Consider the following 22,374-nt stretch of genomic DNA (forward strand, 5'->3'; position numbering starts at 1 on the left):
ATCAGATGTCGAGGATCTTTGCCACGACGCCCGAGCCGACGGTGCGGCCACCTTCGCGAATTGCGAAGCGCAGGCCCTCTTCCATGGCAATCGGGTTGATCAGCTTCACTGTGATCGACACGTTGTCGCCCGGCATGACCATTTCCTTGTCCTTGGGCAACTCGATCGCGCCAGTCACGTCCGTCGTGCGGAAGTAGAACTGCGGACGGTAGTTGTTGAAGAACGGCGTGTGACGACCGCCCTCATCCTTGGACAGAACGTACACCTCGGCGGTGAAGTGCGTGTGCGGCTTGATCGAACCGGGCTTGCACAGCACCTGGCCGCGCTCGACTTCTTCGCGCTTGGTGCCGCGCAGCAGCACGCCCACGTTGTCACCGGCTTGGCCTTGGTCCAGCAGCTTGCGGAACATTTCCACACCCGTGCAGGTGGTCTTTTGCGTCGGGCGGATACCCACGATCTCGATTTCTTCGCCCACCTTGATCACGCCGCGCTCGACCGCGCCAGTGACCACCGTGCCGCGACCCGAGATCGAGAACACGTCTTCCACCGGCATCAGGAACGTACCGTCCACCGCGCGCTCAGGCGTGGGGATGTAGCTGTCCAGCGCCTCGGCCAGCTTCATGATCGAGCCTTCGCCCAGCTCGCCCTTGTCGCCTTCCAGCGCCAGCTTGGCCGAGCCATGGATGATGGGGGTGTCGTCGCCGGGGAATTCGTACTTGTCCAGGAGCTCGCGAACTTCCATTTCAACCAGTTCGAGCAACTCCTTGTCATCCACCATGTCGCACTTGTTCAGGTACACGATGATGTAGCCCACGCCCACCTGGCGGGCCAGCAGGATGTGCTCGCGCGTCTGGGGCATCGGGCCGTCAGCAGCCGAGCACACCAGGATCGCGCCGTCCATCTGAGCCGCGCCAGTGATCATGTTCTTCACATAGTCAGCGTGCCCCGGGCAGTCCACGTGCGCATAGTGACGGTTGGCCGTCTCGTACTCCACGTGCGCGGTGTTGATCGTGATCCCGCGCGCCTTCTCTTCGGGCGCCGCGTCGATCTGGTCGTAGGCCTTAGCTTCGCCGCCGAACTTCGCCGACAGCACCGTCGCGATCGCCGCCGTCAGAGTCGTCTTGCCATGGTCAACGTGACCAATCGTGCCCACGTTCACGTGCGGCTTCGTGCGGGTGAATTTTCCTTTTGCCATTTTCTCGCCACGGGCAACGAGGGGCACACAGTCGCAGACAACTGAAAATTCGAGCTTACTTGGCGCGGGATGCAACGATGGCTTCAGCAACGTTGCGGGGAGCCTCGGAATAGTGCTTGAATTCCATCGTGTAGGTGGCTCGACCTTGGGTCGCCGAGCGCAAAGTAGTCGAGTAGCCGAACATTTCGGACAAGGGGACTTCGGCCTTGATGACCTTGCCGCCACCGATCATGTCGTCCATGCCCTGGACCATGCCACGGCGAGAGGATAGATCGCCCATCACGTTACCCGCGTAATCTTCAGGCGTCTCGACTTCCACCGCCATCATCGGCTCGAGGATCACGGGGCTTGCCTTGCGGGCCCCTTCCTTGAAGCCGAAGATTGCGGCCATCTTGAATGCCATCTCGTTCGAGTCCACGTCGTGGTACGAGCCGAAATGCAGCGTGACCTTAACGTCTACGACCGGGTAACCCGCCAACACGCCTTGGCCCAGGGCTTCAATGACACCCTTTTCAACCGCGGGGATGTACTCGCGCGGCACCACGCCGCCCTTGATTGCGTCGACGAATTCGAAGCCCTTGCCAGCTTCGTTCGGCTCAAGCTTGAGCACAACGTGACCGTACTGTCCCTTACCGCCTGATTGACGGACGAACTTGCCTTCAGCATCTTCGACGGTCTTGCGGATGGTTTCGCGGTAAGCAACCTGCGGCTTGCCGACATTGGCTTCAACGCCAAACTCGCGCTTCATGCGATCAACGATGATTTCGAGGTGGAGCTCGCCCATGCCCGAAATAATGGTCTGCCCAGATTCTTCATCGGTTCGAACGCGGAACGATGGATCTTCCGAGGCGAGACGCTGCAGTGCGATGCCCATCTTTTCCTGATCGGCCTTGGTCTTCGGCTCCACGGCCTGCGAGATAACCGGCTCTGGGAACTCCATGCGCTCGAGGGTAATGACGGAGTCGGGATCGCAGAGCGTTTCGCCGGTAGTCACGTCTTTCAGTCCCACACAGGCGGCGATGTCGCCAGCGCGAATTTCCTCGATCTCCAAGCGCTCGTTAGCGTGCATCTGGACGATACGACCGATGCGCTCCTTCTTGCCCTTCACCGGGTTGTAAACCGTGTCGCCCTTGCTCAGCACGCCGGAATAGACACGCACGAATGTGAGTTGACCCACGTATGGATCGGTCATCAGCTTGAACGCCAAGGCAGAGAACTTTTCGGCGTCGTCCGGCTTACGATTTACTTCCTTTTCGTCCTCGTCGGTGCCTCCGACGGGCGGAATATCCAAAGGCGAAGGCATGAGCTCGATCACTGCGTCGAGCATGCGCTGCACACCCTTATTCTTGAACGCACTGCCGCACAGCATCGGCTGAATCTCGCCGGCAATTGTGCGCGTACGCAGACCCAGAGTGATTTCGGCCTCGCTGAGGTCGCCCTCTTCAAGGTACTTGTTCATCAGCTCCTCGGAAGCCTCGGCCGCGCTCTCGATCATCTTCTCGCGCCACTCCTTGGCCGACTCCAGCAACTCGGCGGGGATGTCGCGGAACTCGAACTTCATACCCTGCGAGGCCTCGTCCCAGAAGATTGCCTTCATCTTGCGCAGATCGACGACTCCCTGGAACTTGTCCTCGGCACCGATGGGGATCACGATTGGCACGGGATTGGCGCGTAGACGATCAACCATCATCTGACGAACGCGGAAGAAGTTGGCGCCGACGCGGTCCATCTTGTTCACAAATGCGAGGCGCGGCACCTTGTACTTGTTTGCTTGGCGCCAAACCGTTTCGGATTGGGGCTGCACGCCGCCGACCGAGTCGTACACCATCACGGCGCCGTCCAGCACGCGCATGGAACGCTCCACCTCGATCGTGAAGTCCACGTGACCGGGGGTGTCAATGATGTTAATACGGTGCTCGGGGAAGGAGTGGTCCATGCCCTTCCAGAAACAGGTCACGGCGGCAGACGTGATCGTGATGCCGCGCTCCTGCTCTTGCTCCATCCAGTCGGTGGTCGCCGCACCATCGTGCACCTCGCCCAGCTTATGGGTGACACCCGTGTAGAAAAGAATGCGCTCGGTCGTGGTGGTCTTGCCGGCGTCGATGTGCGCGGAAATACCAATGTTGCGGTAGCGCTCGATGGGGGTCTTGCGTGACATGAAATTACTCCATTAACGGATGAAAGCCCGCCCACCGCATCGGTGGGTCGGGCTTCCAGCCAGCCTGATTAGGGGACGACTCTTTAGAAGCGGAAGTGGCTGAAGGCCTTGTTCGCCTCGGCCATGCGGTGCACTTCGTCACGCTTCTTCATAGCACCACCACGGCCTTCGGTGGCTTCCATGAGTTCGTTGGCCAAACGCAGGGCCATCGACTTTTCGCCGCGCTTGCGGGCGGCCTCCTTGATCCAGCGCATCGAGAGGGCGAGACGGCGAACCGGACGCACTTCAACAGGCACCTGGTAGTTCGCACCACCAACCCGGCGCGACTTCACTTCGACCATCGGCTTCACATTGTTGATGGCGATCGTGAAGGCCTCCAGCGGGTCCTTGCCCGGGTTCTTCTTCTCGATCTGGTCCAAGGCACCATAGATGATGCGTTCTGCGACCGCCTTCTTGCCGCCTTCCATGATCACGTTCATGAATTTCGACAGCTCGACATTGCCGTACTTGGGATCCGGCAGGATTTCACGTTTGGGGACTTCGCGACGACGTGGCATATTTCTAACCTCTTTGCTTCAGTTGGCACCGGCTTCCGGCACCGCGAGAGCCGACTAGAGCCCTCACTTACTCGACCCAAAAGCGGGTCACTTCGCTCGATTGCCCGCCAAGGCAATTGAGCACCGCTGAACGACAGAAAGCGTTAAGCCTTCTTAGGGCGCTTTGCGCCGTACTTGGAGCGCGACTGCTTGCGATCCTTCACGCCCTGCAGGTCCAGGGAACCGCGAACGATGTGATAGCGAACTCCGGGCAGATCCTTTACACGACCGCCACGAACCAGCACGACGCTATGTTCCTGGAGATTGTGGCCTTCGCCGCCAATGTAGGAAATGACTTCGAAGCCATTGGTCAGGCGCACCTTGGCAACCTTGCGCAATGCCGAGTTCGGCTTCTTCGGGGTTGTGGTGTAGACCCGGGTGCAGACGCCACGACGTTGCGGCGAGTTCTGCATGGCAGGGCTCTTCGACTTGATCTTTTCGACCTCGCGACCCTGACGCACCAGTTGATTGATGGTTGGCATGAATGAATAAGTCCCAAAACACCCCGGCCAGATTCCTCTTCATGACGTGACATGGTGTAAGGAGGCCGGGAATAACGAAAACGTGAAACCCTTCGGATTTTTCCGAAAAGCCCGCGAGTATAGCAAGGCGGCAGATCCAGGGCAAATCAAAGACGATCGATTTCGCCGGGACTGCTACTTGATCCAGAGGCGGATTGCATCCCATGCACGGCCAAGGACACCTGCCTGATCAACTGCGCCAAGCGCCACCAGTGGCACGTCGGCGAGGGATTGATCTGCTAGCGTGATTTTCAGTGACCCGACCGGCTGATATTTGGCAAACGGGGCGACCAAAGGATCTGGACGGACCACTTGCGTCTTGATCTTGGTTGCGGAGCCTGCAGGAACTGCCACCACGATCGCCTCGGGCCTTCCCAGCTGGACAGTGCTCTCCTTGCCCTTCCAGACAGCAGGGGTCGCCACCGGTTGATTGGCCTCAAACAGGAGGACGTCATCAAACGACGTATAGCCCCAGTTCAAGAGCTTCTGGGATTCGTTGGCGCGCGCGTTTTCGCCGGAGGCCCCCAGCACGATCGAAATCAGGCGCCGCCCGCCGCTGAGGTTCGGGAAGTCGCGCTTGGCAGTCGCCACCAGGCAATAGCCCGCGGATTCGGTATGGCCTGTCTTGAGCCCATCGACCGTCGGATCGCGAAACAGCAGCAAATTCCGGCTGGTGTCGTTGGTGGAGGGTGTTCCCGGAAAGCGATACTTCTTGATCGCAAAGAAATGCATGTACTCGGGAAAGTCACGGATCAGTCGGGTCGCAAGGACGCCGAGATCACGCGCCGTGGTGGCTTGTCCCGGTGCCGCAAGCCCTTCCGGGTTCTTATAGACGGTGTTCTTTAGTCCGAGGACCTTGGCCTGATCGTTCATCGATTCGACGAAATGCTCGACGGTGCCTCCCACCGCTTCGGCCAGGACCATCGTGGCGTCGTTCGCCGACTGGACGATCATTCCCTTGATCAAATCTTCGGCCGGCACGTGCATTTTCGGATCGATGAACATACGCGAACCAGGCATCTTCCAGGCTCGAGCGCTGACTGGCAGTGGCTGTTCAAGAGTGATCTTCCTGGACTTCAGTGCATCGAAGACGAGATAGGCGGACATCAGCTTGGCCAGCGAACCGGGCTCGACAGGACTGTCGATGTCCTTCTGCGCCAGCATCTGGTTGGCCGTTACGTCCAGCAACAAGAAGCTGCGCGCAGCCACCTCCGGTGGTGCGGGCACTTGGGCGACCGCAGCTAGACAAAGGGAAGCGGCAGCGGCTACTGCAAACGCGCGCAGCGCCTTGACGAAGCGATTCATGAGGATGCGAAAAAGCGGACGCGGAAATTCGGGAATGCGAGGAGGAAGCTAGCCCGCGCGTAGGTGGCGGGTCACGAGATTCTTGAGCAGCGGCAATTGTCCGTGGAAGAAATGTCCGCCGCCCGGAACGACTGTCACAGGAAGTGCCTGCGGCCTTGCCCAGTCCATTACCGCAGCCAGCGGCACGGTGTCGTCCTGCTCGCCATGAATGACGAGAGCGCGTTCGTGCCACTCCGTCGGCAAACTGGAGACCGAAAATCGCGAGGCGGCCGTTCCGACGAGGACGATCTGGGAGATGTCCCGCGATCCCGAGAGCTTTTCGACGGCGCAACTCGCCACGAAGGCTCCGAACGAAAAACCGGCGATCGCCAAAGGCTCGCCAAGCGCCACTTGCTCGATCACGGAAAGCATGTCTTCGCATTCGCCGCGCCCTTCATCGTGGACGCCCTCGCTGGCCCCGATGCCGCGAAAATTGAAGCGCACCGCAATCCAGCCGCAGGCAACGAAAGCGCGAGCAAGCGTCTGGACGACCTTGTTGTCCATCGTCCCGCCAAAAAGCGGGTGAGGATGCGCGATGACTGCCACACCGCGCGGCGGGATTCCTTCAACCGCCGGGTCGCGGAGGACCTCGATGGCGCCAGCTGCGCCATTCAGCAGGAGTCTTTCAGTGTGCGAATTCATTGGCGGGAGATCAACGACCTACGTCCGGCGGGAGCAGCAGGCGCTCGACGACCTGGCCGTTTTTCAGGTGAGACTCGACGATTTCGTCGATGTCGTCCTTATCGACGAAGGTGTACCAGACGCCTTCCGGATAGACCACAGCCACAGGGCCGCCGGCGCATCGATCCAGGCAGCCCGCCTTGTTGACGCGGACCTTTCCCGGCCCGGACAATCCCGCCTCCTTGACGCGCGCCTTGCAGCGATCGAACCCGCCCTGGGCGTTGTGCTTGGAGCAAGAGTCTTCGCTGCTCTTGCGTTCGTTCAGGCAGAAGAAGATGTGGCGGCCGTAGTAACTCGCTGGCGCGGGGGGGCTTGTTCTGGACATCGGGTCATTGTAGGGAGCGCGGCAGCGCCGATGCATTCACGGGGACAAGGTCGCTCCGCCTAGGAGACTCCCCGTGAGCGACCCGACAACACCGCCAGGACATATCCCAAAGTGGCAAAGGGCCAGATCCATCCCAGCCACTGCGCCAGTCCATGGAATCGTATGAACCGCCCCTGCTCCCAAGTTGCGAGGGTCTGGGCAAAGTAGGCACTTTCCGGCGCCTGGTTCAACAGGCTGAGATGCACCACGACCGCCACAAGAAGCAATGCCGCGCAAAGCCGTCGCTTCGATGGCAGGAGAAGAACGCCCACGAAGAGCGCGGCCGCGATGCCGATCTGGACCGGCAGACTCAGCCAAGCCCACGCGTGCGTCGGACCGTAACTCAGGGCTGCCGACAAAGCCGTTGTCGCAATACCGACCAGCAGCGTCAGCGGCAGCAGTATTGCGCGGCGCACGATAGAGCGCGTGATCAAAAAACCGAGCAGGCAAGGCACCAATGCGCCCAGCATGACGCAGAGCATTTCCACGCCTGGGACCAGCGGCTCGAGCTCGAACTGGCGGACAGGCAGCCAGTCGATAAATGGCGTGTCCACAAGCCATTCGGAGATTCCGTTTTCGACACGCTCGAACACTTGCCCGAGGCCGAACGTTACCGCAGCGGGAAACAACAATGCGGGTGGCCAGAGTGCAAGCAGGACAAGGCCCCCGCGAGACTCTTCGACGAACCACGTGGAGCGGGTCCGATGCCAGTGCGCAACAGCGCCAAAGTGCTCGAATGCCACTGCGAGCACCGCTCCAAGAAGGGCTCCGGCGGTGTTCAGCCCCAGGTCGACGTTCGAGGGAATGCGCGCGGGCAGATAGCTTTGCAGAGTCTCCATTGCGAAGGAGACTGCCGCACCCACAGCTGTCGCGCGAAAAATGGTTGGGGCTGCGCCCGTTCCGGGCCGAGCGCGGACGATGGAGACGGCCGCCAGGAAACCCAATGGCAAGTAGCCCACGACGTTGATTCCAAAATCAAACGCTGTCCAGTATCTGGGCCATGGGGCAGCCAGGTATGCCCACGGAGCAATCCCCTGGTCGCGCCATTCGGAGAAAGGATAAAGGCTTGCGTAGACGATGAGCGCCGCGTACGCCAGTGTCAGCGGAAGGGCGACGGATTTGTGCGGCGCTGCCACGGGGCTCAGAAAGGCTTGACGACAACCAGCACTACGATTCCGAGCAAAAGAAACACCGGCAGTTCGTTGAACCATCGGTACCAGCGGTGACTGCGCCGGACATCGCCAGCCAGGAAGTGGCGCAAGAGCACGCCGCATGCGTGGTGGTAACCGATCACGAGAAGCACCAGCGCCAGCTTCGCGTGCATCCAGTCGTTGCCGGGACCGCGGCCAATGCCATAGCCGAGCCATAGCCAGGCGCCGAAGCCGATTGCCGGGACCGCGAGGAATGTAGTGAAGCGAAAAAGCTTTCGCGCCATGAGCAAAAGCCGCGCACGTTCCGAAACTGACTCGGGCGCGACCATCGCCAGATTGACGAAGATTCGCGGCAAATAGAACAGGCCCGCAAACCAGCTGGTGATGAAGACGATGTGCAGCGATTTGACCCAAAGCATGGTGCTGCAGTGTAGTGGGTGTGCCTGAAGGCAAAAAAAAGCCCGGCGCCAAAAACGCCGGGCTGGGAAGCCCTTTTGCTGTCACACATCAAGGCACCCGCTCAGGGAGGAAAAGCGGGGAGCGGCAAGCCGCCCAAGACAGAATTTAACAAAGGCAAAACAACCTATCAAGCTAACGGTGACTTTTTTCGAACATTCGGCTTGGAAACGCAACAAGAAGAGTTCGTTTTCGCGCGATTTTGTTTGGAGCTGACTCAAAGAGGCCAAAGAGTTCTCGGATGTCTTGGGGCACAATTTTCGACATGACCCTTCATGCCCCCTTCCCCGCAGGTCGGCCGCGCCGCCTTCGCCGGGACGCCTTCACGCGCAACCTGGTACGCGAGCACAGGCTCTCGGCGCACGACCTGATCTATCCCGTTTTCGTGCAAGAAGGGGAAAAGCGACGCGACGCGGTCCCCTCGATGCCGGGGGTGGAGCGGCTGAGCCTGGACACCCTTTTGCTCGTGGCCGAGGAATGCGTTGAACTGGGCGTTCCGGTGATCGCCTTGTTTCCCGTGATCGACCCAAGTCTCAAGACGCCGGGAGGCGATGAAGCTTGCAATCCGAACGGCCTGGTTCCGCGGGTGGTTGCGGCGTTGAAGGCAAGGTTCCCGGAACTCGGAGTGATGACCGACGTCGCGCTGGACCCTTACACCAGCCATGGCCAGGACGGCCTCCTCGACGAGACCGGGTACATCCTCAACGATCCCACAGTAGAAGTACTGGTCAAGCAGGCACTCACGCAATCGCAGGCAGGCGTGGACATCGTGGCACCAAGCGACATGATGGACGGCCGGATCGGCGCGATCCGCCATGCGCTGGAAGCGCGTGGCGACATTCACACGCGGATCATGGCCTACAGCGCGAAGTACGCCAGCGCCTTCTATGGGCCATTTCGCGATGCGGTCGGTTCGGCCACAAACCTTGGCAAGAGCAACAAGAAGGTCTACCAGATGGACCCCGGCAACAGCGACGAAGCCTTGCGCGAAGTCGCGATTGACATCGCCGAGGGCGCGGACATGGTGATGGTCAAGCCCGGGATGCCGTACCTCGACATTGTTCGGCGAGTGAAGGACGAGTTCCATGTGCCGACATTCGCCTACCAGGTAAGCGGTGAATACGCGATGCTCAAGGCGGCGGCACAGAACGGTTGGCTCGACCACGACGGAGTGATGCTCGAGAGCCTCCTGGCATTCAAGCGGGCCGGGGCTGATGGTGTGCTCACCTATTTCGCGCTCGAGGCAGCGCGGCTGCTGAAGCAGGGTTGAGAGGCAAACGAGGCTGCAGCAGGCACATAAAAAAAGAGCCGGTCGGCGCTCGCGCGCCGTCCGGCTCTTTTTTTATTTGCTCAGCAGACAGCCAGAATTACTTGGCCGTGGCTGCGCCTTCCTTTTGGGCTTGAACGCGCGGCTGAGCCTGATTGTTCATGGTCGAGATCACACGGCTGTTCACGCGCGAACCAGCCGATACGTTCTGGTCCGGAGCGCTCGCGGTGGCGATGGCTTGAGCGCGAACCGTGGCCGAATCAGCGACTGGCTTGAACGGCTCCGCACCACGGGAACCGCGGGGGATGTTCTGGTCAGCGGCGGAAGCGGCACGAATGGCTTCGGCACCGACTTCGTCGCGGCTCTTTGCCGAGACGCTCGTTTGCACGCCTTGGTACGTTTCGGCCTGAGCGCCTGCGGCAGCGAGGATCGAGAGAGCGGCAGCGGCGAGGATTTTCGAGGTCTTCATTTTTCAGTTCCTTTGATTCGTCGGAGTTTTTGAGCCAGGCTCGCTGTCGCTGGCCTGTGCGTTGAAGTTTCCGGTGAATCACCATGGGGAAAACACTGAGAAAAGAGACACGGCGTTTCCTCGGCGGAAACAATGTTGTGCCCTATTGCAGCCAGCCTGAAGCTGGACCCGCGCGCTTGCGAGATCCGGCTCCGTCGCGATCCGAGGATCAGAGACCAGCTTGTTGCGTCACCGGACGCACGATGTTGTATTGCGACGGAATGACGCTGTTCACAAAAGCTTTGCGATCCAGGTTCTGGTTCGCTTCGTGAGCCGTCGCGACTGCTTGGGCGCGGATGGCCGAGCGATCAGCAGAAGCGGTCAGTGCAGGTGCCACGCGCGACGACGTTGCTTCGGCATACGGGTTGTCGGTGCGGGCTGCAACGACGGCTTGCGCATTCACGTCGGCGCGGCTGTTTGCAGACACCGGTGCGTGAACGCCGTCATAGGTTTCGGCTTGCGCACCAGCGGCGGCGAGAATCGAGAGAGCGGCTGCAGCGATGATCTTCAAGGCGTTCATTTCAGTGTTCCTTCATTGACTTGGGAGGGATGTCGTTCATCCAGATCAGCCTTCGCTGTTCTGTGAGGTGGAAGCTTACGACTGAAGAGTAGGTATAAACCCCTATGAAAATGAACCGCCGTGTTCGTCAAACAGAAACAATAGGAATTGAATGGACGGTCTTGATCTACTCAAAACCTTTCGCGAAGTTGCCGCCCGAGGCAGCTTTTCGCGCGCGGCAACCGCGCTCGGCATGTCCAAGGCTAACGTCAGCAAGTACGTGGCCCATCTCGAAGAGCGGTTCGGCGTACGGCTGCTCAACCGCTCGACGCGCTCCGTCAGCTTGACCGACGCCGGCCACTTGCTGCTCGAGCGTAGCAAGCCGCTGATGGAAATGATCGAACTCACGCAAAGTGAACTGCAGGATCACGCCGGCCATCCGCGTGGACGGCTGCGGATCACGGCGCCGCACGGGCTCGCCCAGAGCACATTCCCTGACTTGGTTGGCGAGTTCATGTCCATGTACCCGGATGTGCACTTGAGCCTGCACATGAGCAACCGTGTCATCGACCTGGTCGAGGAAGGCGTCGACATCGCTCTGCGCCTCGGACGCATCCGAGACGAAAACCTGATCGTCCGGCGATTGCAGGTGATGGATCTGGCGCTTTGCGCCACACCCAGCTATTGGGCCAAGCGCGGCCTGCCCGAAAAGCCGGACGACATGCGCCAGCATGACGTCCTGACGTACTCATTGCTGGGCACCACGCCGAGCCTGCCGTTCGAGGTCGACGGAGAGCCCTACAGCGTTCCGGTGTCCAGCCGCATGGACGCCAACGACACCGCCTTGCTGACGGCCATTGCGCTCACCGGACTCGGCGCGGTGTGCGTTCCGATGGCGATGGCTCAGCCCCACATCGAGCGCGGTGCGCTCGTGCCGGTGTTGAAGGACTACATGCCGACCGATCTATGGCTGTATGCGGCATATACCCAGCGCCGCCACAACAGTGCCGCACTGCGCGCGCTGCTCGACTTCCTGGAGTTGCGCATCCGAAAGTCAGAGCGACCGATCAAATCGACGCGGCGCATTGCGCCCCGGCGCCGCAGCCCGGCAAAGGCGCCGAGCTGAGGCTCCCTGCGCTCAAGCAGCGAGATGCTTGGCGAAGAAGGCGACGGTCCGTTGCCGTGCAAGCTTGGCGGCTTCGGCGTCATAGGAGCCGCGCTGATCGCAGTTGAAACCGTGTCCGCATTCGTAGACATGCACCTCGACGTCAGGATGCGCCTTCTTGAAAGCTTCAACTGTGTCGAGTGGGATCCAGTGGTCATTGCTGCCGAAGTGCGCGAGCACCGGCACATTCGGTTTGAGCGCGCTTTCCTCCGGCGTGGTCATTCCGCCGCCGTAGTAAGGCGCCGCGGCCGCGAGGCCGGACACCTTTGCCGCGGCGCGCCACGTCAGCAGGCCGCCCCAGCAATAACCCACGATGCCGACCTTGCCGGCCTTCGCTGCATAGTCGACTGCCGCCTGCAAGTCCTGCAGCACGCCCGGAGCCGGAAGGGCTTCGACGGCCGTCTTCAGCGCGAAGCCGGCCTTCATGTCGTCTTCCGAGTAGCCCAGCTCGACGCCCTGCTTCACGCGGTGGAAAGTCGCCGGCGCGACCGCCAGGTAGCCATCGGCGGCATAGCCGTCCGCCACGGAGCGGATGTGCGAATTCACGCCAAAAATCTCCTGAACGACCACCACGGCGCCCTTGGGCTTGCCGGACGGCTCCGCGACATACGCGGGAAACTTGAAGCCGTCTTTGGCGGTGAGTTCGATAAATTGACCCATGGTCATGCTCCTGCGGTTGATGGTTGTTGTTTGAGGGCTCGTTCGACGAACTCCAGGCGATCCTGGCCCCAGAAGATTTCGCCATCGACGACATAGCTGGGTGCGCCAAAGACCTTGGCGTCGATCGCCTGCTGTGTGTAGTCCTCGTAGCGCTCCTGCACGGCCTGGCTGAGCGACTGCTCGACCCGGCGCGGCGAAAGCCCGTGCTCGGTGACGAGCGCCTCGAGCACCTTCGGATCGGCAATGTTGCGCTCTTGCACCCACACAGCGGCAAAGATGGCGCCGCAGAGCTTCAACGCGACTTCGGTGCCGTCGTGGAGGTCTACCGCGATGATGAGCCGTGCCGCGTCGTCGCTGGCAACAGGAAAGAACTTGGGCTTCAGGTTCAGCGGAATGTCCAGGTGACGCGAAAAGCGAGCGAGTTCGACCAGCCTGTAGGCCTGCCGCTGCGGCGCGCGCTTGCCCAGAGGGAGGCCGCCGGAAACCGGAAAAACCGCGCCGACGTCGATCGGCCTTATCCGCACATCGGCATTGCAGGACTTTGCAATGTCGGTGAATCTCGCATGCCCGAGATAGGTCCATGGGCTTTGCGGCGTGAAGTAGTAGTCGATGCTGCGGCTCACGGGCGTCTCCTCGGTGTGTAATCCATGCGGTCGTTTTTAACTGAGGCACGGCTTCCGTGCAGGAGATGGGATTTGAACCAGGTGCTTCTGATCACCGGCGGCAGCCGTGGAATCGGCGCCGCTACCGCCCTGCTGGCTGCGCAGCGAGGGTACGCGGTCGCGATCAACTACACGCGCAATTCGCTGGCTGCCGACGAGGTCGTCCGAACCATCCGCGCAGGCGGCGGAACCGCAATCACAGTGCAAGCCGACGTGGGCGATGAAGCGCAGGTGCGGGCCATGTTCGAGAAGGTGGACGCCAAGCTCGGCCCGCTGACCGGGCTGGTCAACAACGCCGGTGTGGTCGACATGCAGGCGCGAGTGGACGAGATGACGGTGGAGCGTCTGGAACGCATGATGCGCATCAACGTGATCGGCAGCTTCGTGTGCGCCCGCGAGGCCGTCCGGCGCATGAGCACGCGGCACGGCGGGAGCGGCGGCGCCATCGTGAACCTCTCCAGCGCCGCGGCGCGGCTCGGATCGCCGGGCCAGTACGTCGACTACGCGGCGAGCAAGGGCGCCATCGACAGCTTCACCATCGGCTTGGCCAAGGAGGTTGCCGATGAAGGCATTCGCGTCAATGCCGTGCGGCCTGGGCTGATCGACACCGAGATCCATGCGTCCGGCGGACTTCCCGATCGGGCTGCGCAGCTCGCACCGACTGTCCCCATGAAGCGCACAGGCAGCGCCGAAGAAGTCGCCAACGGAATTGTCTGGCTGCTTTCGGCAGAGGCGAGCTACGTCACGGCAACAATTCTCGATGTGACAGGCGGGCGCTAGATGGCCAACCAGACGATGGACCTGATCAAGCCGCTGATCACGCTGCTGGCCATCGTGAACCCCCTGGCGATCGTGCCGTTCTTCATCCACTATACGCACGGTTGCACCGAACAGCAGCGCAGGCGCACAGCCTGGGTGTCCGCTTTCAGTGCGTTCGTCGTGATAGCGGTCAGCGCGCTATTGGGGCTGCAGCTGCTTTCGTTCTTCGGCATCTCGATCGCGAGCTTTCAGGTCGGTGGGGGCATGTTGCTGCTGATGAGTTCCCTGAGCATGCTCAACGCTCAGCCGGCCGAATCGAAATCCACTAGCGACGAAATCCGCGCAGCCGAAGTGAAGGCTTCACTCGGCGCCTCCATTGCGGTGGTGCCGCTCACCATTCCGTTGCTGACCGGACCGGCGACCATGTCGACGGTGGTCATCTTTGCCGAAAGAGCGCAGCACGTCTGGGAACTCGCGGTCCTGGTCGGCTACGGCGTCGTGATCGGTGTCGCGACCGGCGTCACGTTTTCGCTGGCGGAGCCGATCGCGAGAGTGCTTGGCAAGACGGGCATCAACGTGATGACGCGTTTGATGGGGCTTATCCTCGCCGCCTTGGCGGTCGAAGTGATGTCCGTCGGACTCAGTACGCTCTTCCCGGTGCTTCGTCGGACCCTTTGAAGCTGCGGTTATCGCGCTACCAGTTCGACGATCCGAGACGTGACGGCGCCGCCATCCAACAGAAGTTCGGCCGCCGAGATCGGCAGCTTGAACCGCCTGGGTCCTGCGCTGCCGGGATTGATGTACAGGACGCCGTCTCTTTCCCGTGCAAGCGGCCGATGCGAGTGCCCTGACATCACCACACGCACGCCTGCAGCGGCGGGATCGATGTCCAGTTGCCCCAGGTCGTGAATCGCATACACGCGCACGCCATCGATTTCGATCACCGCCGTGTCCGGCACGTCCTTCGCCCACGGCGCCATGTCGTTGTTGCCGCGCACTGCGGTCACCGGGGCAATGGCGGCCAGTTCGTCGAGGATCCGTTGCTCGCCGATGTCGCCGCCATGAATGATGTGCTGACAGCCGCGCAGGAAGGCCAGCGCTTCGGGCCTCAGCAGGCCATGGGTGTCAGAAATGAGTCCGATGCGCTGCATGCCGCGGCTCCGGTCGATTCAGCGAGCCTGCGCCACCCAGGCGACCAAATCCGCAACGACGGCATCGGTGGCCGCGGCGAGCGCTTTCACTCCTCCGGGCGCGTCGTTGCTCGGCGCGGGCCTCCGCGCCGCGAAACTTCGTTGCGCGAGGACGCGATCGCCGCCCGCGTTGCTGCGTATGAGCGTGGCATTCACGCGAACCCATCCTGCGCTCTTGTCCGGCGATTCGAAGAAATGGCTGAACTCCTCAAGCGATACACGCAGCGTGTCGGGCACCCGGCCTTGGGTGCGGGCGATCATCGCGCTCTCCTCCGGGCCGAGCACGGTCCGGTCCGCGGCCAAGGCGTCGCGCACGCGCTGACGCAGCAATTGGGCGGGCGGCTGGCTCCAGCGCGATTGACCGTAGGGGTGAACTTCGTTCGCATCGGCATAGCCAAGGCGGTAGAGCATCTGAGTGCCGTCCAGGCGTGACGAGGCGTCGAAATCGGCCAGTGCTAGCGTCGGCAGCGCCGGCGTGGCCGCTGGTGCTGCTGCGGGCGTTGTCGCCAGAGGTCCGGGGCCGAAATCGTAAAGCGTCGCACGAGCGGGCTTGTCGGGCAAAGCGCCGCACCCCCCCAAGGCGATGAGGGCCGCGAAGCTGCCGATCGCCAACAAGCGACCTGCACCAGATTCGGCCGCGGCGATCTTCAGTGCGTCACGTATTTTCATGATGGTGTCTTCAATGGCGGGCGGTCGAACCAGACGGCGACGTGAAGCCTGGCTCACCCGGTCCCGCGTCCACGCCGCCCGTACCGAACAGCAGCGATTGTGGGTTCTCGTTGATGCCCTCCGCCGCGCGCCCGAGGCGGCGCACGGCCCTCGAAGTGTCGTCCGCAACTCGGTTCACGCGTGGCAAGGTGGCCGTGTTGAATGAATCCACCGCCTGCGACAGAGCCTTCGTACCTTCGCCCAGTCGATCGATCGGCCCGTCCGCGGCATTGAGGCGGCCGACGGTGGTATTGAGATTCTTGGCAACGCGCGAAACATCACCGGCCGCAGCCTTGACGGTGATCATCGTGTCCTTGGTGCGATCCACCAGCGGCGGGAGCGCCTTGAGCGCCGGGTTCAGGCCCGTCTTCACTGTGTTGTCCAGCGAGCGCGTGAGTTCATTGGCACTGGCCGCCGCCTGCGAGATGTTCTCGAGCGCGTCCGCAATGCGCTTCTGGTTCTCGCTGCTGAAGAGCGTATTGATGCGGCCCGTCGCTTCCTCGACCTTGCCGATGATCGCCTCGCCCCGGTCCTGCAGTTGAGCAAGCAGCGATGGCTTGAGCGGAATGCGCGGCGGATTGCTGTTGTCGGGCACCAATGCCACCTGCGACTCTCCCTTGTCGTCGAGCGCAATGAAAGCCAGCCCGGTCACGCCTTGATAGCTCAGGGTGGCAAAGGTCGACGTCGTGAGCGGCACGCGTTCGTCAACGGTGATGCGCACGCGGACATTGCCCTTGACCTTGGGGTCGAAGTCGATCGATGCCACCTTGCCGACCGCGATGCCGCGATAACGGACCATCGCCTGCGGCTGCAGTCCACTGACCGCGTCGCGGGTGGACAGCTCATAGATGTTGCGCACGGTGTCGTCGCGCGTGAGCCAGACCACCAGGGCGACAAGCACCGCGATGAGGCCGAGCACAAAGGCTCCGGCGGCGAGGGCGTGGGCCTTGTTTTCCATGGCAGCTACCTTTCGAACGAGGGGGCCGCACCGCTGCCCGTGCGAGCAGCAAGCGGCGCTGGCGCGGAGTGGTCATGCAGCGCCTCCATGGCGCGCTGGCCACGGCCGCCGAGAAAGTATTCGTGGATGAACGGATGGGGATAGGCGATCACGTCGCGTGCCGTTCCGGCGACGATGACCTTCTGGTCCGCCAGCACTGCAATGCGCGTGCTCAGCTCGAAGAGCGTGTCCAGGTCATGCGTGACCATCACCACCGTGAGTCCGAGTTCGCGATGCAATCCGAGCAGCAAATCGCAGAAGCCGTCGGCCCCTTCGGGATCGAGGCCGGCTGTGGGTTCGTCGAGCAACAGCAATGGCGGGTCCATGATCAAAGCCCGCGCCAGTGCCACCCGCTTGATCATCCCGCCGGACAAATCGGCAGGGCTCTTGGACGCGTGCTTCGGATCCAGGCCGACCATTTGCAACTTGACCAGCGCGGCGTCCCGGATCAGATCGTTGGGCAGCAGCTTGAGCTCCCTCAGCGGAAACGCGATGTTGTCGAGAACGCTGAATGCGGAGAACAGCGCTCCGTGCTGAAAGAGCATGCCGACATTGGCGGCTTCCTTGGCGCCGAGTTGCCCCGGTAGATGTCCCAGCACTGTGACCTCGCCCTTGGTCGGATGCTCGAGCCCCAGAATCTGGCGCAACAGCACGGTCTTGCCGGTGCCCGATCCGCCCACGAGCGACAGGACTTCTCCGCGCTGGATCGTGAGGTCGAGATCGCGATGCACCACCTGTTCGCCATCCGGCGACTTGAAGACGGTCCAGAGCTTGCGGATATCAACCACAGGCGAGGACGCATTGCCGCTTGTTGCTTCGGCCATCAGCGAAACCCCACGCCTTTGAAGAGCACCGCGAACAGTGCATCCACGAGGATCACTACCGTGATGGACGCCACCACCGACGATGTCGTGCCCCGGCCGAGGCTCTCGGTGTTCGGTTTGACTTTCATGCCGAAGTAGCAGCCGATCAGCGCAATGAGAATGCCGAAGACGGCCGACTTCGCCATTGCCAGCCAGAGGTTGGACATCGGCACCGCGCGCGGCAGCGCCGACATGAAATATGCAGGAGAGATGTCGAGCGAGAGATCGGCAGCGATCATTCCGCCGGACAGCGCCGCCATCGAGGTCCACATGCTGATGAGCGGCATTGCGATCGCCAGCGCCAGCACCCGGGGCATCACGAGCCTGAAGCCGTGCGGAATGCCCATCACGCGCATGGCGTCGAGTTCCTCGGTCACTCGCATGACGCCGATCTGCGCGGTGATGGCCGAGCCGGAACGCCCGGCGATCAACACCGCGGCCAGCACGGGGCCGAGTTCGCGGATCAGTGACAAGCCAAGGATGTTCACGATGAAGGTTTCAGCCCCGTACTGCCGCAATTGCTGGGACGTAAGGTAAGCCAATACCACCCCGATCAGGAGGCCCACCAGCGCGGTGATCGGCAATGCCGTGGTGCCGAACTGATAAATCTGCCCCGAAAAGTCCCGCCAGGGGCCGCGATGCGGCGCCCGCACAAGCCTGCCGATGTCCAGTGTGAGTTGCCCGATGAGTCGTAGAAAATCGCGCGCCACGAACATCATGCGCGGGCCGTTGTGCGCAAAGGCCTTGAAACGATCGGCCAGCGTCAAACCGGGTTCGGCAGGTGCGCTGCAGGTGTACAGGGCGACCTGGTCCAGCACGGCCTTGTGCTGCGAGTCCATCTCGACCTTCGCCGGCCACGCCTGGTGCCAATGGTTCCAGAGCAATTGCGCGCCGATGTGGTCGAGCTGCTCGATCGGCCGCAAATCCCAGAGCCGATCGTCGTTGGCCGGAACGCCGGCGAGATTGCTCGACAGCGCGTCCCAGGTTCGGCGCGAAGACATCGCGAGCGCCGTCCAGCGGCCGCTGGCCACGGCCCAGTTTCCGTCGTCCTGCCGGCGCTCCTCCACGCGCGGCCTGATGCTTTCGGCATCTTGCGCTACGGCGGGCGACAGGGACTCGGAGGGCATGCTGTGGTGGTTGGGAAAGACAGTAGCGTGCAACATCGTAACCGCGCGAGTCGGCAGCAGGACTCGGGGCCAACGTTTGCCACAATCAATGGTTGAATCGATTTCCGGTCGATTTCCCATTCACGCAATCAGCCGGCCCGGCGCCGGTAGGAGAACGTCATGCAGATGAGCAAGACCCCCATCCATCATTACATCGGCGGCCGCGTCGCTGCGCCGAAGTCTACGCGCAGCCAGGACGTCTTCAATCCGGCGACCGGCGTGGCAACGGGCACTGTGGCGCTGGCCGGCCGCAGCGACGTCGACGCGGCTGTAGCCGCCGCACAGGCGGCGTTCCCGGCATGGGCCGACACACCGCCGATTCGCCGGGCCCGCGTGATGTTCAAGTTCCTCGAACTTCTCAACAAGCACAAGGACGAACTCGCCCATCTGATCACCGCCGAGCACGGCAAGGTCTTCACCGACGCGCAAGGCGAAGTCACGAGAGGCATCGACGTCGTCGAATTCGCGTGCGGCATCCCGCAGCTTCTCAAGGGGGACTACACCGATCAGGTCTCCACGGGCATCGACAACTGGACGATGCGCCAGCCGCTGGGCGTGGTCGCCGGCATCACGCCCTTCAACTTTCCCGTGATGGTTCCGATGTGGATGTTCCCGGTCGCCATCGCCGCGGGCAATACCTTCGTGCTCAAGCCCAGCCCGACGGATCCGAGCCCTTCACTGCGAATGGCCGAATTGCTCAAGGAAGCCGGACTGCCCGACGGCGTGTTCAACGTGGTCCAGGGCGACAAGGAAGCGGTCGACGCGCTGCTCGAACATGCGGACGTCAAAGCCATCAGCTTTGTCGGTTCGACGCCCATTGCCAACTACATCTACGAGACCGGCGCACGGCACGGCAAGCGCGTGCAGGCCTTGGGCGGCGCGAAGAACCACATGGTGGTGATGCCCGATGCGGACATCGAGCAGACGGTGGACGCGCTGATTGGTTCGGGCTACGGGTCGGCTGGCGAGCGCTGCATGGCGATCAGCGTGGCAGTGCTGGTCGGCGGTGTGGCCGAAAAGATCATGCCGCTCCTTGCCGAACGCGCCCGGACGTTGAAGATCAAGAACGGCACCGAGCTGGATGCGGAGATGGGGCCGATCGTCACCCGCGCTGCCCACGAGCGCATCACGGGCTACATCGCCCAAGGTGAGAAGGAAGGCGCGAAGCTGGTGGTGGACGGGCGCGGCTTCAGCGGCAAGGCGGCGGGCGAAGGCTGCGACGATGGCTTCTGGATGGGCGGCACGCTGTTCGACAACGTCACGCCCGACATGCGCATCTACAAGGAAGAGATCTTCGGCCCGGTGCTTTCGTGCCTGCGCGTGCACGACCTGAAGGAAGCCGTCGACCTGATCAACGCCCATGAGTTCGGCAACGGCGTCTCGTGCTTCACGCGCGACGGCAACGTGGCGCGCGAGTTCTCGCGGCGCATCCAGGTCGGGATGGTGGGCATCAACGTGCCGATCCCGGTGCCGATGGCATGGCATGGCTTCGGCGGCTGGAAGAAGAGCCTGTTCGGCGACATGCATGCCTACGGGGAAGAAGGCGTGCGCTTCTATACGAAGCAGAAATCGATCATGCAGCGCTGGCCGGAGAGCATCGGCAAGGGGGCCGAATTCGTGATGCCGACGGCTAGATGATTGGCCCCCCGGCTTTTCACTGCGCTTCGCTTCGTGTAACTCCACCCCCCGAGGGGGAGGCACGGCTCGCCTTGGGGCGGCCCGGCGGCGGCCGCATACTGGCGCCCGCGTATAGACCACAACTACATTGAGACAAGCACGCCGCAATGAGCGACACCACATTCGACTACATCATCATCGGCGGCGGCACGGCCGGGTCGCTCATGGCCAATCGCCTGAGCGCGGACAAGCGACGCCGCGTGCTGCTCATCGAGGCGGGCAGGAGGGATGACTATCACTGGATTCACATTCCGGTGGGCTATCTGTATTGCATCGGCAATCCTCGAACGGATTGGCTCTACAGCACGGAGCCTGACGTGGGGCTCAACGGCCGTACGCTGCGCTATCCGCGCGGCAAGACGCTGGGCGGCTCGTCGAGCATCAACGGGATGATCTACATGCGAGGCCAGTCGCGCGACTATGACCAATGGGCGCGCATCACGGGTGACGACGAATGGCGCTGGAGCAATGTCCTGCCCGCCTTCAAGAAGCACGAGGATTACTACCTTGGAGCCGACGACATGCACGGCGCCGGCGGCGAATGGCGGGTGGAGAAGCAACGCCTGCGCTGGGACATCCTCGATGCTTTCGCCGAAGCCGCAGTACAAGCTGGCGTGCCTCACAGCACTGACTTCAATCGCGGCAGCAATGAGGGCGTCGGTTACTTCCAGGTCAACCAGAAGAACGGATGGCGCTGGAACACGGCAAAGGCGTTTCTTCGCCCGACCTGCTATGGCCGGCCGAACTTCGAGCTCTGGACCGGGGCGCATGTGTCGCGGCTCCTGTTCGAGCCGCAGCGCGACGGCAGCCCGCGCTGCACCGGCGTGCAAGTGTGGGATGGGCACGAAATGGTGGTTGCCCATGCCACGCGCGAAGTGCTCCTTTGCGCCGGCAGCATCGGCACACCGCAGATCCTGCAACTCTCCGGCATAGGACCCGCCGAGCTTCTGCGTCGGCATGGCATCGACGTGATGCTCGATGCGCCCGGCGTCGGCGCCAACCTGCAGGACCATCTCCAGATCCGCGCGGTCTACAAGATCCAGAACGCAGAGACGCTCAACGTGCTGGCCTCTTCGGTGTACGGCAAGGCAAAGATCGGCATGGAATATCTCTTCAAGCGAAGCGGCCCCATGAGCATGGCGCCTTCGCAGCTCGGTGCCTTCACGCGCAGTTCCCCGGCCTATGAATGGCCCAACCTCGAATTCCACGTGCAGCCGCTCTCGCTCGACGCCTTTGGGGAGCCGCTCCACAGCTTTCCGGCCTTCACCGCGAGTGTTTGCAACCTCAACCCGACCAGCCGCGGCAGCGTGCACATCAGGAGCCCGCGCTTCGAGGATGCGCCAGCCATCACCCCCAACTACCTGAGCACTGACGAGGACCGCAAAGTCGCGGCCGATTCGCTGCGCGTCACGCGGAACATCGCGTCGCAGCCCGCCCTGGCGAAATATTGCCCCGAGGAGTGGAAGCCCGGGCCGCAATACCAAACCGACGAAGAGCTCGCCCGGCTCGCCGGCGATATCGCGACCACCATCTTCCATCCGGTCGGCACCACCCGGATGGGCGCCGACGGCGACCCGATGGCGGTGCTGGACGGACGCTTGCGTGTGCGCGGCGTCGCAGGACTTCGGGTGGTCGACGCAGGCGCCATGCCCACCATCACCAGCGGCAACACGAACAGCCCCACGTTGATGATGGCCGAGAAGGCGGCTGCATGGGTGCGTCAAAACGACGCCTGATTCACAGCGTTTCCAGTTGTTGCAGTTTGACGGGTAATCCCCGATGCACTG

Annotated in this window: 24 protein-coding genes; 6 read left to right on the forward strand and 18 right to left on the reverse strand. The window is 62.3% G+C overall.

The features are described from left to right. Nucleotide 1: 1 nt before the first annotated feature. The 9 genes from tuf to AC1DSF_RS29195 form a co-directional block, all read right to left on the reverse strand. Nucleotides 2–1,195, reverse strand: coding sequence for an elongation factor Tu (gene tuf / locus AC1DSF_RS29155; protein ID WP_478183961.1), 1,194 nt, complete (start codon nt 1,193–1,195; stop codon nt 2–4). Nucleotides 1,196–1,250: 55 nt separating this feature from the next. Continuing rightward, the gene (fusA, locus tag AC1DSF_RS29160; RefSeq protein ID WP_478128811.1) at nt 1,251–3,353 is read right to left on the reverse strand and encodes an elongation factor G; all 2,103 of its coding nucleotides are present in this window, start codon (nt 3,351–3,353) and stop codon (nt 1,251–1,253) included. Between the two features lie 83 nt (nt 3,354–3,436). Further along, a complete protein-coding gene (gene rpsG / locus AC1DSF_RS29165; RefSeq protein WP_077002363.1) occupies nt 3,437–3,910 on the reverse strand; it encodes a 30S ribosomal protein S7 in 474 nt (157 codons plus the stop codon). A 143-nt stretch (nt 3,911–4,053) separates the two neighbouring features. Then, complete coding sequence (gene rpsL, locus AC1DSF_RS29170) at nt 4,054–4,431, reverse strand: 30S ribosomal protein S12 (protein ID WP_028249584.1); 378 nt, start codon at nt 4,429–4,431, stop codon at nt 4,054–4,056. A gap of 174 nt (nt 4,432–4,605) precedes the next feature. After that, nucleotides 4,606–5,775: a D-alanyl-D-alanine carboxypeptidase family protein gene (locus AC1DSF_RS29175; protein WP_478128812.1), complete on the reverse strand. Its 1,170-nt coding sequence runs from the start codon at nt 5,773–5,775 to the stop codon at nt 4,606–4,608. Between the two features lie 48 nt (nt 5,776–5,823). Continuing rightward, the gene (locus tag AC1DSF_RS29180) at nt 5,824–6,456 is read right to left on the reverse strand and encodes an alpha/beta hydrolase (protein ID WP_478128813.1); all 633 of its coding nucleotides are present in this window, start codon (nt 6,454–6,456) and stop codon (nt 5,824–5,826) included. Between the two features lie 10 nt (nt 6,457–6,466). Beyond that, complete coding sequence (locus AC1DSF_RS29185) at nt 6,467–6,820, reverse strand: (2Fe-2S) ferredoxin domain-containing protein (RefSeq protein ID WP_478128814.1); 354 nt, start codon at nt 6,818–6,820, stop codon at nt 6,467–6,469. A 59-nt stretch (nt 6,821–6,879) separates the two neighbouring features. Then, a complete protein-coding gene (locus AC1DSF_RS29190; protein WP_478128815.1) occupies nt 6,880–7,995 on the reverse strand; it encodes a VanZ family protein in 1,116 nt (371 codons plus the stop codon). 5 nt (nt 7,996–8,000) lie between these two features. Next, entirely contained in the window at nt 8,001–8,429 is a 429-nt protein-coding gene (locus tag AC1DSF_RS29195) for a CopD family protein (RefSeq protein ID WP_478128816.1), read from the reverse strand. A 302-nt stretch (nt 8,430–8,731) separates the two neighbouring features. On the opposite strand from AC1DSF_RS29195, the gene hemB reads away from it, so the two are divergent. After that, nucleotides 8,732–9,736, forward strand: a complete 1,005-nt coding sequence (hemB, locus tag AC1DSF_RS29200; RefSeq protein WP_478128817.1) for a porphobilinogen synthase — start codon at nt 8,732–8,734, stop codon at nt 9,734–9,736. A 97-nt stretch (nt 9,737–9,833) separates the two neighbouring features. Here hemB and AC1DSF_RS29205 read toward each other — a convergent pair whose 3' ends face one another. Both AC1DSF_RS29205 and AC1DSF_RS29210 read right to left on the reverse strand, forming a co-directional pair. Continuing rightward, on the reverse strand, nt 9,834–10,202 hold the full coding sequence (locus AC1DSF_RS29205) for a DUF4148 domain-containing protein (RefSeq protein WP_478128818.1): 369 nt from the start codon (nt 10,200–10,202) through the stop codon (nt 9,834–9,836). Between the two features lie 208 nt (nt 10,203–10,410). Then, nucleotides 10,411–10,761 carry an alpha/beta hydrolase gene (locus AC1DSF_RS29210; RefSeq protein ID WP_478128819.1) on the reverse strand — a complete coding sequence of 117 codons (351 nt, stop codon included), beginning with the start codon at nt 10,759–10,761 and terminating at the stop codon, nt 10,411–10,413. Nucleotides 10,762–10,912: 151 nt separating this feature from the next. Between AC1DSF_RS29210 and AC1DSF_RS29215 the strand changes: the two genes are divergently transcribed. After that, a complete protein-coding gene (locus AC1DSF_RS29215) occupies nt 10,913–11,866 on the forward strand; it encodes a LysR family transcriptional regulator (protein ID WP_478128820.1) in 954 nt (317 codons plus the stop codon). A gap of 12 nt (nt 11,867–11,878) precedes the next feature. Here the strand turns inward: AC1DSF_RS29215 and AC1DSF_RS29220 are convergent, their stop codons facing one another. Further along, on the reverse strand, nt 11,879–12,565 hold the full coding sequence (locus AC1DSF_RS29220) for a dienelactone hydrolase family protein (RefSeq protein ID WP_478128821.1): 687 nt from the start codon (nt 12,563–12,565) through the stop codon (nt 11,879–11,881). 2 nt (nt 12,566–12,567) lie between these two features. Next, the gene (locus tag AC1DSF_RS29225) at nt 12,568–13,188 is read right to left on the reverse strand and encodes a DsbA family protein (RefSeq protein WP_478128822.1); all 621 of its coding nucleotides are present in this window, start codon (nt 13,186–13,188) and stop codon (nt 12,568–12,570) included. A gap of 72 nt (nt 13,189–13,260) precedes the next feature. On the opposite strand from AC1DSF_RS29225, the gene AC1DSF_RS29230 reads away from it, so the two are divergent. Continuing rightward, complete coding sequence (locus AC1DSF_RS29230; RefSeq protein WP_478128823.1) at nt 13,261–14,007, forward strand: SDR family oxidoreductase; 747 nt, start codon at nt 13,261–13,263, stop codon at nt 14,005–14,007. Then, complete coding sequence (locus tag AC1DSF_RS29235; protein WP_478128824.1) at nt 14,008–14,664, forward strand: MarC family protein; 657 nt, start codon at nt 14,008–14,010, stop codon at nt 14,662–14,664. It begins immediately after the preceding gene. Nucleotides 14,665–14,672: 8 nt separating this feature from the next. Here AC1DSF_RS29235 and AC1DSF_RS29240 read toward each other — a convergent pair whose 3' ends face one another. Genes AC1DSF_RS29240 through AC1DSF_RS29260 form a run of 5 tightly spaced genes read right to left on the reverse strand, consistent with a single transcriptional unit; the run spans nt 14,673 to nt 18,871 of the window. Then, nucleotides 14,673–15,137 (reverse strand): metallophosphoesterase family protein, encoded by a 465-nt coding sequence (locus tag AC1DSF_RS29240; RefSeq protein WP_478128825.1) that lies wholly within the window; start codon nt 15,135–15,137, stop codon nt 14,673–14,675. Nucleotides 15,138–15,155: 18 nt separating this feature from the next. Beyond that, on the reverse strand, nt 15,156–15,845 hold the full coding sequence (locus AC1DSF_RS29245) for an ABC-type transport auxiliary lipoprotein family protein (RefSeq protein ID WP_478144928.1): 690 nt from the start codon (nt 15,843–15,845) through the stop codon (nt 15,156–15,158). Nucleotides 15,846–15,855: 10 nt separating this feature from the next. Further along, a complete protein-coding gene (locus AC1DSF_RS29250) occupies nt 15,856–16,842 on the reverse strand; it encodes an MlaD family protein (protein WP_478144927.1) in 987 nt (328 codons plus the stop codon). Between the two features lie 5 nt (nt 16,843–16,847). Next, nucleotides 16,848–17,705 (reverse strand): ABC transporter ATP-binding protein, encoded by an 858-nt coding sequence (locus tag AC1DSF_RS29255; RefSeq protein WP_478128828.1) that lies wholly within the window; start codon nt 17,703–17,705, stop codon nt 16,848–16,850. Next, nucleotides 17,705–18,871 carry an MlaE family ABC transporter permease gene (locus AC1DSF_RS29260; protein ID WP_478128829.1) on the reverse strand — a complete coding sequence of 389 codons (1,167 nt, stop codon included), beginning with the start codon at nt 18,869–18,871 and terminating at the stop codon, nt 17,705–17,707. The genes AC1DSF_RS29255 and AC1DSF_RS29260 overlap by 1 nt, the downstream gene beginning before the upstream one ends. A gap of 165 nt (nt 18,872–19,036) precedes the next feature. Here AC1DSF_RS29260 and AC1DSF_RS29265 point away from each other — a divergent pair, with 165 nt between their 5' ends. Together AC1DSF_RS29265 and AC1DSF_RS29270 are read left to right on the forward strand one after the other, a co-directional pair. Continuing rightward, nucleotides 19,037–20,548, forward strand: a complete 1,512-nt coding sequence (locus tag AC1DSF_RS29265) for a CoA-acylating methylmalonate-semialdehyde dehydrogenase (protein ID WP_478183963.1) — start codon at nt 19,037–19,039, stop codon at nt 20,546–20,548. Between the two features lie 146 nt (nt 20,549–20,694). Next, on the forward strand, nt 20,695–22,323 hold the full coding sequence (locus AC1DSF_RS29270; RefSeq protein WP_478144926.1) for a GMC family oxidoreductase: 1,629 nt from the start codon (nt 20,695–20,697) through the stop codon (nt 22,321–22,323). Nucleotides 22,324–22,374 lie beyond the last annotated feature (51 nt).

This window comes from Variovorax sp. 01N429, from assembly GCF_056399425.1.